The sequence below is a fragment of the Segatella copri genome, from assembly GCF_949820605.1.
Lineage (GTDB): Bacteria > Bacteroidota > Bacteroidia > Bacteroidales > Bacteroidaceae > Prevotella.
The window spans coordinates 2,678,875-2,693,732 of sequence record NZ_CATKVU010000006.1; the positions used below are offsets into that span (position 1 = coordinate 2,678,875).

Genomic DNA, 14,858 nt, shown 5'->3' on the forward strand with positions numbered 1-14,858 from the left:
AATAAAATAATAATAGACGAAAAGATGCAAAAGTAATAACTCAGTAACAGAAATCATCGATTTCATCGGATGATCTCAGTACCTTTGCATCACAAAAACGAAAGAAACAGATAAAATAATGAATAATTGACGAAGATTATGAAAAAGGTATTATTAATAGCATGGCTTGCATTATATGCTTGCATGCTCCAAGCTCAAACAGTAAACTTGTTCGATGAATCAAGCATTGGCATGGGAGATTCCATTGATCAGGTAAAGTATCAGGTAGTATATGATGCCGAGTATATTTACGAAAAGAAATATACCAAGACCGACACCCTCATTGGCCGCATCGAAGAGAAAATGCTCTTGCAGATTGGCAACAAGTATTCCGCATTCTACAGTTATCCGATATTCCAAAGAGACTCTACCATCTCCGCAAATATGGCAAAAGGAATACCTGTCAATTTCTCCGGTAATGGCGGACAGATTAATTGGAAAGTATATAAGAACTATCCAGAACAGGGCAAGACTGCCTATCTCGATTTCTTTGCTGCTGACAGATATTTGTGCATTGAAACGATGGAACCGATAGACTGGCAACTCACAGACAGCATCGATTCCATCTGCGGTTACGAGTGCCACCAGGCAATTGCCAAGTTTAAGGGTAGAACATGGATAGCTTGGTACACGGAAGACATCCCTATTGACAATGGTCCCTGGAAACTGAGCGGACTGCCGGGATTGATACTCAAGGCTCACGACTCCGAGAACGATTATGGATTTACAGCTGTAGGACTCACAACAGGAAAAGGCTCCATACCTATCTATTATAAAGGTAAGACTTTCGAACCTATCGACCGCAAATCATTGACCTCCATTTACAAAAAATACTATGCCGATCCAATCGGTTATCTGCTTCAAGATGGCAAGTATGCTGCAATAGTAAAGATCAAGGATGAAAAAGGAAATATCCTGAAGCATTCCAAGCGTGCTGAGCCATACAATCCGATTGAAAGATAATTAGCAGTTTACTTTTTTGCCAGACAAGCGTCTTAAAGACATTAGCGAGATAAGTGTCTAAGGTAAAATAGAAAAGAGAGAAAAAAGATGAAGAAAATAATAGTTCTTTTCACTATTCTGTTCGTGGCGTGCCATGCGTTTACCCAAGAGAAGATTAGCGGTTATGTGGAAGATTCACTTACACACAACCGTCTGACCAACGTATCGGTTACGCTGCTCCGCAATGGAAAGCCCTTGAAGTTTACACGCAGCAAGGGAGACGGAACTTTCCTGATTCCCATAGCACAAAAGCAAGCCAGCGATATGCTACAAGCTACCTATATGGGCTATAAAAAGCAAAAAACGGCGGTTTCATCGGAAAAAGAAACCGTTATCAGTATGGCTTCAACAGCTTTTGTCATAAAGGAAGTACAGGTGAAAGGCTCTCGCATCACAGGGCGGGATACCATTTCTTTCGATCTCACCCGCTTTGCCAATGAACGTGACAACAGTCTGAAGGATGTATTGAAAAAGCTGCCAGGCGTGGATATAGAGAAGAATGGTCGTATCAACTACAATGGTAAGCCCATCAACCGATTCACTGTGGAAGGTCTCGACCTGACCGGTGGCAAATATAACCTACTAGAGGAGAACATCAAGGCAAAAGATGTGAAAAAGGCCGAAGTCATCGAGCATGACCAGCCTATCAAGGCACTCCAGAACAAGACCTTTACGGATAATGTAGCGATGAACATCGCCCTGAAGGATAGTGCCCGCGACAAACTGATGCCTACTCTCAAGCCTTACATGCTCGCAGGGCATCCATCCCACGTAGGCGGAAGCATCAATATCATGCAAATTGGCAAGAAGAAACAGATGATGTATGATGCAGAATACGACAGAACAGGCAAAAATCTCGGCTATGCACTTAACCAACTCGCATCTTACAGCAATAGTCTGGCTCCTGCCTCCCTTCCATCATGGATATCAGTACCATCGCTTGACACTCCTATCGACGAAGAACGCCTGCGCTTCAACACCTCGCAAAAATACTCCATCAACCATATCAAGAAGAACAAGGACGATGCAGAGACTCGCATAGAAGCCAACTATCTTCGTACGGTAACCCGACAAGAGCGAGAGAACATGAGTATCTACGACCTCGGCGGCGAAGCTCCTACAGTTACCACGGAGCATAACCACAAGACGATGATCAGCGATGCCTTCAATCTGCAATGGGAGAACAAGGTAAACAAGGCTGAGCATTATGGCAACGAGAGTATCGGCCTCAGCGCAGCACAAAACGATGGTTTGTCAAACATCAACGACACGCTTACCCAACGTGTCCGCATCCCAAAGCTCGACCTCTCGGCAAGTATCTACCGCCTCTTCGTCTTCAAGAAAAGTCAACTCTCCTGGCGTAGCACTGCCGACTATCACCATGGTGTGGCAGACCTCTACATTAACGACGAGCGCAATCGCATCCGCACCAACCTTTGGCATACTGCCCACGCCTTACAGTGGATGAGGAATCGCTTCCACTGGACACAGGAATATAGAATGAGTATCGACCTCAACAACATCTATGCGAAATATCAGAAAAGAAGCGATAAAATCGGCAAAAACAACGGATTCATCGAAAACAGTCACGATGAAATCGGTCAAAACAGCCTTAACATCACAGGGAAGTTCACCCCTTACTGGCAATACAAGACCGAGACGTTCCGTATGTCGTTCTCTTCCGATTTCATCTGGGAACGCTTCACCTATCCACAGAAAACTCTACTTACCATATCACCCTACCTTTACTTATATAAGAAATTGGATTTCCGTAGAGAGTTGACTATCTTCACGGGATACAGTACCGGAACAGGCAATGCCACCAACTACGCCATAAAGCAATATCGTCAAAGTTATCGCTCTTGGTACACTTCGAGCGACATCATTCCGATAACTCGCTCTCTTTACGGCAAGTTGAGTTACGACTACAAGCGCCCTATCAAGGAAATCTTCTTCAGCGCATCGGTCAATGCCAGCAAAAACTGGATGAACACGGCATCCGACCTACGCATCGTGGATGGCAAATACTATACCTCATTATATAAGCAGGACAGAAAGAGCCACAATCTAGGAGCATCACTCTACATATCGAAGGGCTTCTACGACCTTCATCTGAAAACCCGCCTGGAGGGCAGCTACAACTACAGCAAGGGTGAGCAATACAGCAGCGGCAAAGCCATCAGCTACACCGCCGACAACTATACTGTGAAGCCTAGCATCGATTTCTCACCGTCCTGGTGTGCCTTTAGCTATGAGGGAGAATTCTCTTTTTACAACTCGAAACGTCAAAAAATAACGAAGTCATCGTTATTTAATTGGCGCCAAAGCGTATCTGCCACCGCTACCATCAGCCATGTGGACCTCTCCTTCTCGCTCGTACATTATCGCAATGAACCGCAAGAGGGCAGCCACCTCAACACCCTCCTTGGCGATGCATCGGCAGTATGGAGAATGAAAAAGCTCCGCCTTTCAGCAGAGCTTCGAAACCTTTTCAACAAGAAGAACTATATGGAAACCATCTATAGCGGCATCAGTACATTGACCGACAGCTATTATCTTCGCCCTCGCGAACTGATAATTTCCGCCCAGTATTCCTTTTAAACAAGAAGAGGGTGTGTCATTCTGTTGGCGTATTGCCTGTTTTTTATTCATGAAACAAGTCATCTGCCACGACTTCGCTCTGCACCATCCCCCAATACTCATTATGAGCAAGACCATTTACTGTTATCATTGTGAGATGCAAAGTCTTTCTAGTCTTCGTGGTCTGCAAGAAACGCTCTATCTTATGTGCTAAATTCCGACTATAGTCCTGACTAATGACATATTTATCTTGCGAGAACTTAATCTCGCAAACATTCACTACATTGTCAGCACGTTCTATCAACAGGTCAATTTGCGCACCTTGGCCATAAACAGGGTCATCTTTGACAGACCAGGAAGAAACACTTGTCAAAACACCACTAATGCCTAACTTGTGCTTGATTTGATTTACATGTTGCATACATACTCGCTCAAACGCCAAGCCAACCCATGTGTATCTCACAGGCGGCAAATAACTATGCGACCAGAAATGCTCATCGCCACCTTTATTGTCTTTCATAAACTTGAAGTAGAACAATGTGAAGTTGTCTATCAGCTGATAAATAGTATCATTCCGCTTCTTGCCAAATGCATTGTATTTACGGATGAAGCCACATGCTTCCAAGTCGTCAAGAATTCGAGTGATATTGGCACCACTCGACAATCCTATCTTTTCTAGCAGTTCAGTACGAGGCATTCCCACCTTGATGGTTCCCAAGACGTTGATAACTTTCAGGTAAGGTTCAGGATTGTTGAACAAAGAATCATACAACTCGTTAAACTCATTGTGTAGTTGACCTGTTATTGAGAACAACAGGCTATCTATATTTTGAGCCACGCTCTTTCCTTTATCCAACAAAGACCAATAGAAAGCAACACCACCCAATACCATATAATATTCCAACAATTCATAACGGGTTGTGCGCATACCGATGCTTTTGGCATACAGTTCACATTCGTGCAAAGTGAAAGGTTGTAAAGATATACGGAGGTTCACTCTATTATGCAAACCGCCATGATTTTTCAACACCTTATTAATAATCCAGGATGTAGCAGAACCACAAACAATCAAAAGGACATCCTTGCGTGCAGAGGCAAAACTATTCCAAAAGTATTCCAATGCTGTAATGAAATTAGAGCGAGGAGTATCCATCCAAGGTATTTCATCTATGAAAACTACTTTCTTCTCAGCTTCAGATTGCTCTATCAATTGCTCCAACATCGAAAAAGCCTCTATCCAATCTTTGGGCAAACGAGCCTTTGGGAATCCGCTCTTTAGTAGCGACTCCTTAAAATAACGCAATTGCAATTTTGTACTTGCTTTTGCAACACCAGAATGTTGAAAAACGAATTTATCCGCAAAACACTCTCTGACTAGATAGGTCTTGCCCACACGTCTTCTACCATACACTGCAACAAACTGTGAGCTATCTGACTCGTAAGCTTTATGCAGCATCTCTTGCTCTTGTTCTCTTCCTATCAACATATTTTATTGCTTTTTGCGTGCAAAGATAATAAAAAGTGCTTATAACAGCCCAAAAGTCCTAAAAAAAATGACTTTTGGGCTATTATAAGCACTTTTAGGGGCGTTCTGTGCGCCATTCTGTTGGTGTTTTGCCAGTCTTCTCTTTAAAGATGCGATAACGATGAGGAAGACTAGTTCTTTCTGAGATAGTTCATCTGAACCTTAGGAGCGCAGACATTGCTTGTCTTCTCGGTATATTCTGCCACCTTCAATGTAGCAGTACCCTTGATGTTCTCTACATCGCTACCTACCTTGAAGAGATAGTTACCTGCATCTACTTTCCACTGGCTGTTAGCCTCATCGAAGCTGGCAAGATCGCGCTTTTCGAGGGTCATCTTCAAAGTCTGGCTCTCACCAGGATTCAGCAACTTGGTCTTGCCGAAGGTCTTGAGCTCCTTGGCTGGCTTCTCGTAAGCGCCCTTTGGAGCGGTGACATAAACCTCAGCAACTTCCTTGCCGGCAACCTTACCGGTATTCTTGATGGTTACGCTAACCTCAATGTTATTGCCTTTTGCCTTGACAGATGGCTTGCCAAACTCGAAGGTTGTGTAGCTCAAACCATAACCGAATGGATAAGCTACATTCTTCTTGAAGGTATCAAAGTAGCGATAACCTACGTAGATATCCTCCTCATGGTTGCTATAATCGTAACCCTTGATATTACCCTTGCTCCAATCCAGCAGATTCTTGTAGGTGTACATATCGTAATCCTTGGCAAAGTTGGCAGTAGAAGGATGATCAGTAGCAGCGATAGGCCAGGTCATGGTCAACTTACCCGATGGATTCACCTTACCGGTCAGGATATCAGCTACAGAGTTGCCGCCCTCGATACCTGGCTGCCATGCAACGAGAATAGCATCCACACGGTCTCTCCAACTGGCAGTCTCCATCACAGAACCAGAGTTGATGATGACAATCACCTTCTTGCCCTTGGCATGGAAAGCATCAGATACACGGAAAATCATATCCTGTTCTATCTGACTGAGGTTGAACTCACCATTGATCTGGCGATCCATTCCCTCACCTGCCTGACGGCCGATGGTGATGATGGCAGCATCTGCCTTTGGCTCCTCGCCAGCTACACAACGCTCGGTAATCTCGATTTCATCGAGCTTAGGCTGACCCTGATCCAGGAACCACATCATCGGATTCTTGTCTGCCTTCAACTTAGCCTTGGCATACTTCACATAATTCTGATAGATTTCCGTAAGCTGAGGAGTAGTTGCCACGCCGATGTTCTTCAAACCGGTAACCATATCTACAGAATAGCCTACATTAACGGCTCCACTGCCAAGACCACCCGACATGAAGTCGTAAGAATTGACACCGAAGAGCGCCACGGTCTTCAAGCCCTGGATAGGAAGAGCGGCATCATTCTTCAGGAGCACCATACCCTCGGTAGAACTCTGACGGGTGATGGCTGCATGAGCCTTCAAGTCTGGCTCACCACTATATTTATATCCCTTGAATCGAGGAGTCTTCACGATATATTCGAGCATACGGCGAACATTGCGGTCCACATCCTTTATATCCAACTTGCCATTCTTTACTGCATCAACAATATCCTGCACCTGTGCAGGATAACCTGGCATCATCAAGTCGTTGCCAGCCTCAACTTCCTGTTCCAGAGGAAGGTCGGCACGCTTACCAATCCAGTCGGTCTCCACGATTCCCTTATATCCCCAATCGTTGCGGAGAATATCGGTCAAGAGCCCCTTGTTGCCCTGGGCATAAACACCGTTTACCTTATTATAGGCAGACATGATAGTCCAAGGATTGCTCTTGCGAACCATCATCTCGAAACCCTTCAGATACAACTCACGGAGAGCACGCTGGCTCAATCGCTCATCCACTTTGGTACGGTCAGTTTCCTGAGAGTTCACGGCAAAGTGCTTGGCACTTACACCCACGCCCTGGCTCTGTACACCCTGTACAAAGGCGGTTCCGATAAGACCTGTTACGATTGGGTCTTCTGAATAATACTCAAAGTTACGGCCACAGAGCGGATTGCGATGCAGGTTCATACCCGGTCCGAGCACAACATCACAGCCATACTCCAGGGTTTCGTTACCGATAGCCTCACCCACCTTGCACACCAGGTCGGTGTTCCAGGTAGAAGCCAGACAGGTTCCGATAGGGAAACCGGTGGCAAAGTAGCTACGGCTGTCACCTTCGCGATGAGCATCGATATGAACACCAGCAGGACCATCACACTGTACGGTAGTAGGAATACCGAGGCGAGGGATGGCTACAGTAGTACCCGCAGCACCCGGCACAAACTTCTTCTGATGTCCGAGCATAGCACCACTACCCACGAATCCATCGTTACCACCGCCCACTAAGAGTTGGGCTTTCTCTTCCAAGGTCATCGCCTTGATTACTTCTTTGATGTTATTGGCATTCAGTTTGGGTGCTGATTGCGCCATCATTGTAGTTGCCATCGCTCCAGCCGCAACGGTAAGAGCCAATTTCTTGTAGTTCATCATTTTGTCGTTTATTTAGTTAGTTATTACTTCTCTATTCTTTTAGTCGTTTCGTCAGTTCCATGCAGTCCCTGAGAATACTGCATTTCTTCAAAAACTTGCTGCAAATATAATAAAATAAGGTGGAAACACCAAGCATTTCCACCTTTTTCTTCTCTATTTCTATCAGATTATTCCCGGATTTAACAAAAGATATAGTAAGATCATAACATACTATACATATCCCTAACCTAAGGCTAGTCCTGATATTTAATCTGGAAGTAATCAAAAACAAAACATTCCTTCCATTTCAATCTTTCGCAAACTTCGTCAAAAAGAAGAAAAAATACTCGAAAACCTTGTAGGAATCAAACAATTATCGTATCTTTGCCGAATTATCCAAAAATTGGGTACTAGAATAAGAACTTTTAATAAAGAAAGGTATGGAGCAGAGGAATTCATCCATCGAAATCTATCGTTCCCCAGAGGGCAACATAGAGCTGAATGTAAAATTAGAGAATGATACCGTTTGGCTTACACAAAGCCAAATGGCAGAGTTGTTTGGCCGTGACAGAACTGTGATTTCACGACATGTCAATAACTGTTTTAAAGAAGGTGAACTCGACAAATCCTTGGTATGTGCAAAATTTGCACATACCAAGAAATATGGTCGCCACGACGGCTTTGAACAGGTTGTCGAAACGGAATATTATAACCTGGACGTCATTATCTCCGTAGGCTATCGTGTAAAGTCTATCAATGGTACCAGATTCCGTCAATGGGCTAATTCTATCTTGAAGCAATACATTATCAAGGGTTATGCCATCAACCAGAAGCGCCTAGACAATTACAACGAACTGAAAGAAGTGGTTCGTTTGATGTCACGTGCGATTACATTGCAAGATCAAGTTTCAGAAGGCGAATATAACGGACTGTTCAATGTCATCAGCGACTATGTTTATGCCCTGGATACTCTCGACAAATATGATTATCAGACATTACTCATAGACAAGACGACTCAAGCCGAGCCGTTCCATGCCACCTACGAAAATGCAATGGAAGCCATCAATGCTTTGAAAGAAAAGTTTGGAGGCAGTAAATGGTTTGCCAATGAGAAGGATGATTCATTCAAGAGCAGCATAGGTCAGATTTACCAAACCTTCGGCGGTGAAGAGCTCTACGCTTCGGTAGAAGAAAAAGCAGCCATGCTGCTCTACCTTGTCGTAAAAAACCATTCATTCAGCGATGGCAACAAGAGAATTGCGGCCATGCTTTTTCTTTGGTTTATGGAGAAGAATGGCATTCTGTATGCAGAAAATGGACATAAGAGAATTGCCGACAACACACTCGTTGCCCTGACTCTGATGATTGCAGAAAGCAGAACTGAGGAAAAAGATGTAATGGTAAAAGTAGTCGTCAACTTGATTAACAAAGACAATCAATAAGAATTGCCATTAAAAGCCGCACAACAGCTGTTCTACGCATGCACAACAGCTGAAAGACAAGCGCACAACAGCTGATGTGCGACCGCATATCAACTGTTGTGCGCTTCGAGATACTTACTGTTCCAACAACTTCTATTGTATCTCCGAACAACTTCAGTTACTTCTTTCAGATACTTATGACGCATTCTTCAAACGCCAATAACGCTTGAGGAAAGGCATTCAAAGCATTGCGGAAGCTTATTCAAATCATTGTAGAAATCTACTTCGCTGTATCCTTTGAGCTTCGCTTATCACGGCGATAACTGCGATAATCATCCAGCGGAATCTCAATATCAGGTTCCACCAGCTCCCCCTCACGTGGCAAGGCGAACTTCTGATACTTGATGTTCAAGCCACGTTCTATCCACATACTCTCATAATAGGTTTGGATAGAGAGAATCTTACGGGTTTCCTCATCGATACCCTCCTGATGATAGAGGTCCTCGGTGCGGAAGAGCACAGGCAGATGGTTGCAATCCACCATATAAGTGGTATAGGTGAAGAGGAAGTTGGAGTCCGTCTTCAGATGGATGATACCGCCATCCACGAGGAAGTGGCGATAACGGTTCATGAAGTAAGTAGATGTAAGACGCTTGCGAGGATTCTTCATCTGAGGGTCAGAGAAGGTGAGCCAGATTTCCTGCACCTCATCCTCTGCAAAGAAGCGGTCGATAATCTCGATGTTGGTACGGAGGAAAGCCACGTTCTTCTGTCCTTCCTCTATCGCCTTCTTGGCACCGGTCCACATTCGTGCGCCCTTGATATCCACACCGATGAAGTTCATCTCTGGATAGAGCTTGGCAAGTTCCACGGTATATTCACCCTTGCCGCATCCCAACTCCAGCACGATAGGGTTATCATTGTGGAAATACATCTCACGCCACTTGCTCTTCATATCGAAAGGCACGTCATCTACAACACTATATGGATACTGGAACACGTTCTCAAAACGCTCCATATCCGCAAACTTTGCTAATTTTCCTTTGCTCATTGATTCTTTTTTTCTTCGTTTGAGTGCAAAGGTAAGCATTTAACGATAATTATACAAATCATATCATGGAATTTGTATAATATTAACGGAAAAAGTTTATTCCGCCTGAATACCGAAGTACTCGTTGAGTTCGGCGATGGCAGCACCATCGGCATTAGGAAGATCCTTCACCAGCTTGCCTTTCTCCAGCAGGAGGATGCGAGAGGAGATGTCGGCAACGAAGTTGAGGTTGTGGCTGGAGATGATGACCGTGGTGCCCTGCTCCTTGCAGATGCGCTGAATCATGTGGGCGATAGTCATCTGAGAAGATGGGTCGAGATAGTTGAACGGCTCATCTAGGAGAAGAACCTTCGGATTAATAATCATCGCTCCGATGATACCAATCTTCTGGCGGTTGCCCTGAGAAAAATCGCGGAGATACTTCTTGGTTCCCATGATTTCATCGTGCATAAAACCCTCAAACTGCGCCAGTCGCTCCTGCAAGGTTTCATCGTCAATGTGATAAACATCAGCGATGAAATCGAAGTATTCCTCAGGGGTGAGGAAATCGATGAGGAATCTACCGTCGATGTAACTGCCGGTATATTTCTTCCACGTCTCACTCTCGTTCACCTTCTGTCCATTGCTTTCCACGAAACCGCCATCAGCCTGAATCAGGTCGAGAATCAGACGGAGCAAGGTGGTCTTGCCCGCACCATTATTACCTACGAGTCCTATCAACTCGCCCTTTGCAACACCCAGATTATCAATATCGAGTACGGTATTGCCATTATATATCTTCTTGAGATTCTGAATCTTGATCATATTACTTTGAACTTTGAATTTTGAACATTGAACTTTATGATTACCTTGAGTTTTGAACTTTATGATTAGTAAAGCTATTGAATTCTTCACTCTTCGTTCTTCACTCTTCACTTAATTCTCCTAGCTTTCCATGAACTTCTCCATGCGCTTATACTTGTTCTTCTCGAAGATGGCAGCTATCTTGGCGATGAACCATTTGTGGATGGCGACGCTGATGACTGCCAGCACTACGCAGGTGATAAACCATGCCGTCTCACCGAAGAAATAATAGACAGCACAGACACCTGCCAGCGGGAAGAGAAAGGCGATGGCATAAAGATTAATCTTCAGATTCGCTCCCTGCATGCTGAACATGGAAGTCTGGAATATCTCCAGACGGGAAGAGAAGAGTGCCGTAGGCAGATTGAAGAGATTGATGAATACTGCCAGACAGAAACCGCTGATAAGCACCTGGATTCCGATTCCGACCTGCAAGAAAAGGAACGGAAGGGTAAGCAACAAAGCGACAGCACTCACCACCATATAATAATAGAAGCAATTCTGCAGCATCTGTTTAACCTTGACAGGCTTGGTCATCAAACCATGGAAGAAGTTTGCCTCAATACCAAAGGTCCATTGCGACAACACCACCGATGGCAGCAGGATGGCACCAGCCACATAGAGGGTAGTCATAGCCACCTTGTCCCCCGTTTCCTGTCCCGCTTCTGCCGGGAGCAAGGCAAAGAGATAGGCATCGAAAAGGAAGATAGCAGTAATCATAATCACCATCGTACGGACACGTTTTGCTCTCAATGTGCCGATATATTGCAGACTGAAGAGGTTGATATGGCTGAAACCACGGAACCTGGAAACCTTCTGTTTCTGCTCGTTATAAATCTTTTCGTGATAGAGATAGACGGTAAGTCCGGCGAATACCGCTCCGGCAAGGAAGAAGAGACCTATCCATCCCATCCATACCGGGAAGAAGGAAGCCACAAACATATACCCTATCAGCACGGCAAACATTCCCATCCATCCCAGTATCAAAGGCCATTTCAGAATCCACTCTGTTGACTTGCGGTAGCAGGTGATGTAGATGCCGTCAATATAAGAAAACGCCAGGAACAGGAAGAAGCTGGCAACAACCTCACTTGCCGGCAGGAGATAGATGAACACCGGAAGCATAAGCACCGGAAGCACATAGTTCCAGAAGCTCACGAGATTGGTGGTGAGCAGGAACTTGTTCCAGATTTTCTCCGGCACAGGGCGCGACTTCACGTAATCATCCATCGCCGTAATATCCCGCTTCATCACCATCTTCATGATGATGTCTGGAATCAGCATACCGACAACGATACCGGCTCCCAACAGGGCAGGCATGTCTTCGCCCCCAAGTTCTCCCCCATTCTCGGTGAAGCTGAGAAAGAAGCTCACGCCCATCACCACATACAGGAAGATGATGTAGCACGCCACGAAGGCATCTCGCTTGTGGAAGTTACGGCGCTGCTGCAACCACCAAAGCCTTAAAAGTAATCTCAACATAAATTATTCTTTTTATGGTTTACGGGCACAAAGGTAAACAAAAATATCCGAAATCTCCTACAAAATGATAGAAATAACTTAAAAATAACATTAGATAAAAAGCAAAAGAAAACTGGAAGAGAAGAAAAGAAAGAAAAGGCATATATGTAAAAACGGCATCTCCTCACGAAGATGCCGTTCCTTCTAAACTAACATTAACTTATATATCAACTATTCATCAAAACTATTATAAACCTAAAAGTCTACTAAAACGTATGTCATCTATAACTTATAATACTCTTATTCAGGCTGAACCGGCAAGATGTTATCATCCTCATCATAGAAGAGAGGAGCCACCTTTACGCTGCGAAGCCAGGTTGTATCATTTGATGGCACACAGTCGTGATGGAACAGATACCACTGTCCCTTGTACTCACAGATACTGTGATGAGTTGTCCAACCTACTACAGGCTCCAGAATCACGCCCTTGTAAGTGAACGGACCATAAGGATTATCACCTACAGCATAGCAGAGATAATGAGTATCACCGGTAGAGTAGCTGAAGTAATACTTGCCCTTATACTTATGCATCCAGCTGGCCTCGAAGAAGCGATGTGGATCATCAGCTGGCAATACATTACCCTCTTCGTCAACGATGACAACAGGCTTTGGCATTTCAGCAAACTGCTGCACATCATCCGTCATCATGGCTACACGAGATGGCAAAGGATTCTCCTTGCCCTCTGGAAGATGCTCATCCTTCAGTGCCTTGTTGTCCTTGTACCACTGAAGCTGACCGCCCCAGATACCACCGAAGTAGCAGTAAATCTTGCCATCATCATCCTTGAACACGCAAGGGTCGATGCTGTATGACTTGCGGATTGGGTCGGCATTCGGAATGAAAGGACCTTCTGGCTTATCAGCCACAGCCACGCCGAGATGGAACACGCCATTATAATCCTTGGCAGAGAAGATGAGATAGTACTTACCATCCTTCTCTACAACATCGTTGTCCCACATCTGCTTCTCAGCCCATGGCACATCCTTCACATCGAGAATCACACCATGATCGGTTACCTCACCTTCCATCACGTCGTCCATAGAGAGAACATGATAGTCTTTCATCTGGAAGTGACCGCCATCATCGTCGAAGCTTTCGCCGCTATCCCAGTCATGAGATGGGTAAACATACAGGCGACCGTTAAACACATTGGCAGATGGATCTGCCATATAATCCTTTGGGAACAAATATCTTGCTTTCATTGTTGTTTATTATTTTAAGAGATGTACAATATTATCTAAAGAGATTTTACTTAAAGAGATTGACGATTTCCTTCACCACTGGCTTCACCTCGTTGTTGCGGTCGATGAGCAGTGGATAGTTGGTTCTGCCAGGGATAGGCCAGCCATTCAACCAAGAGTGACCATCGTTGACACCCCAGAAGGTAACACGACTGATGACATCCTTGTGACGCTCTACAATCTTAAAGAGATCGAGATAACGCTGGTTGAAGAGTTTCTGTGCCTTCTTGTCAAGTCCCTTCACGTATGGATTGTACTTCTTCTGAAGTTCAAACTTCTGGCTGATTTCCGCTCCGCCGAATCCTTCCGGATTAGGAAGCATGTTCATATCCAACTCCGTCAGCATCACCTTCACGCCTTCACCAGCAAAAGCCTCGATGCTCTTCTCATACTCAGCATAGTCAGGATAATCAAAACCATTGTGGCTTTGCATACCTACTGCATCTATACGGAGACCCTTCGCCTTCAAATCGCGAACCAGTTTGCAGATAGCCTCTCGCTTGGCTGGCTTCGAAGTAGAATAATCATTGTAGTAGAGTTCTACGTTAGGGTCAGCCTCATGAGCAAAGCGGAAAGCCAGTTCTATGAACTCCGGACCGATAATCTTATAATATAAAGATTTGCGGTAAGAGCCATCATCCTCGAAAGCCTCGTTCACAACGTCCCAACCTTTTACTCTACCTTTATAATGAGTAACCACATTCATAATATGGTTATACATTCTGCCGATAAGCACTTCACGGCTTACCAGATTACCCTTATCATCGGTAAACATCCACTTAGGTGGCTGAGAATGCCAAACCAGACAATGCCCGATCAAGGTCTTGCCGTTCTTCTCTGCCCAGTCAGCGAGTTTATCGCCATCAGTGAAATCAAAGCGATTCACCTCCGGATGATTTTCCTCGCCCTTCATACAGTTCTCGGCAACTACCTGGTTAAACTGTTTCTTCACTACTTCCTCACCTGCAGGGTCTTGTCCATTAGGCAAATCGGTATTAACGGCAGCACCTACCAGGAAGTACTTACCCATAGTTTCCTGGAATGTTGGGATTTGAGCTGCTGAGTTCGCTTTTTGAGCGAAAGCTGTTGAAGCAAGCATCAGCCCCAGTGCCAGAGTTGTAATCTTTTTCATATCTTATATCTATTTTTCTCGTTAATAATTATAGTCT

Annotated in this window: 10 protein-coding genes; 3 read left to right on the forward strand and 7 right to left on the reverse strand. The window is 44.7% G+C overall.

What is annotated here, in order from left to right; all coding sequences use genetic code 11:
* Window positions 1–138: 138 nt before the first annotated feature.
* Together RCO84_RS12280 and RCO84_RS12285 are read left to right on the forward strand one after the other, a co-directional pair.
* A complete protein-coding gene (locus tag RCO84_RS12280) occupies window positions 139–1,002 on the forward strand; it encodes a GLPGLI family protein (RefSeq protein WP_144154575.1) in 864 nt (287 codons plus the stop codon).
* 87 nt (window positions 1,003–1,089) lie between these two features.
* Window positions 1,090–3,642: a hypothetical protein gene (locus tag RCO84_RS12285; RefSeq protein WP_317585235.1), complete on the forward strand. Its 2,553-nt coding sequence runs from the start codon at window positions 1,090–1,092 to the stop codon at window positions 3,640–3,642.
* A gap of 43 nt (window positions 3,643–3,685) precedes the next feature.
* Here RCO84_RS12285 and RCO84_RS12290 read toward each other — a convergent pair whose 3' ends face one another.
* Both RCO84_RS12290 and RCO84_RS12295 read right to left on the reverse strand, forming a co-directional pair.
* Entirely contained in the window at window positions 3,686–5,107 is a 1,422-nt protein-coding gene (locus RCO84_RS12290; RefSeq protein ID WP_317585237.1) for an AAA family ATPase, read from the reverse strand.
* Window positions 5,108–5,277: 170 nt separating this feature from the next.
* Complete coding sequence (locus RCO84_RS12295) at window positions 5,278–7,629, reverse strand: beta-glucosidase (RefSeq protein WP_317585239.1); 2,352 nt, start codon at window positions 7,627–7,629, stop codon at window positions 5,278–5,280.
* A 422-nt stretch (window positions 7,630–8,051) separates the two neighbouring features.
* On the opposite strand from RCO84_RS12295, the gene rhuM reads away from it, so the two are divergent.
* Window positions 8,052–9,053, forward strand: coding sequence for a virulence protein RhuM/Fic/DOC family protein (rhuM, locus tag RCO84_RS12300; protein WP_153081293.1), 1,002 nt, complete (start codon window positions 8,052–8,054; stop codon window positions 9,051–9,053).
* Window positions 9,054–9,312: 259 nt separating this feature from the next.
* Here the strand turns inward: rhuM and trmB are convergent, their stop codons facing one another.
* The 5 genes from trmB to RCO84_RS12325 all read right to left on the reverse strand — a co-directional run bounded on the left by trmB (window position 9,313) and on the right by RCO84_RS12325 (window position 14,821).
* Window positions 9,313–10,083, reverse strand: a complete 771-nt coding sequence (trmB, locus tag RCO84_RS12305) for a tRNA (guanosine(46)-N7)-methyltransferase TrmB (RefSeq protein ID WP_317585240.1) — start codon at window positions 10,081–10,083, stop codon at window positions 9,313–9,315.
* Window positions 10,084–10,179: 96 nt separating this feature from the next.
* Window positions 10,180–10,887: an ABC transporter ATP-binding protein gene (locus RCO84_RS12310; RefSeq protein WP_317585241.1), complete on the reverse strand. Its 708-nt coding sequence runs from the start codon at window positions 10,885–10,887 to the stop codon at window positions 10,180–10,182.
* Between the two features lie 120 nt (window positions 10,888–11,007).
* Window positions 11,008–12,408, reverse strand: a complete 1,401-nt coding sequence (locus RCO84_RS12315) for a DUF5687 family protein (protein WP_317585242.1) — start codon at window positions 12,406–12,408, stop codon at window positions 11,008–11,010.
* A 279-nt stretch (window positions 12,409–12,687) separates the two neighbouring features.
* Window positions 12,688–13,650, reverse strand: a complete 963-nt coding sequence (locus RCO84_RS12320) for a glycoside hydrolase family 43 protein (protein ID WP_118063396.1) — start codon at window positions 13,648–13,650, stop codon at window positions 12,688–12,690.
* A 46-nt stretch (window positions 13,651–13,696) separates the two neighbouring features.
* Window positions 13,697–14,821 carry an endo-1,4-beta-xylanase gene (locus RCO84_RS12325; protein ID WP_264902156.1) on the reverse strand — a complete coding sequence of 375 codons (1,125 nt, stop codon included), beginning with the start codon at window positions 14,819–14,821 and terminating at the stop codon, window positions 13,697–13,699.
* Window positions 14,822–14,858 lie beyond the last annotated feature (37 nt).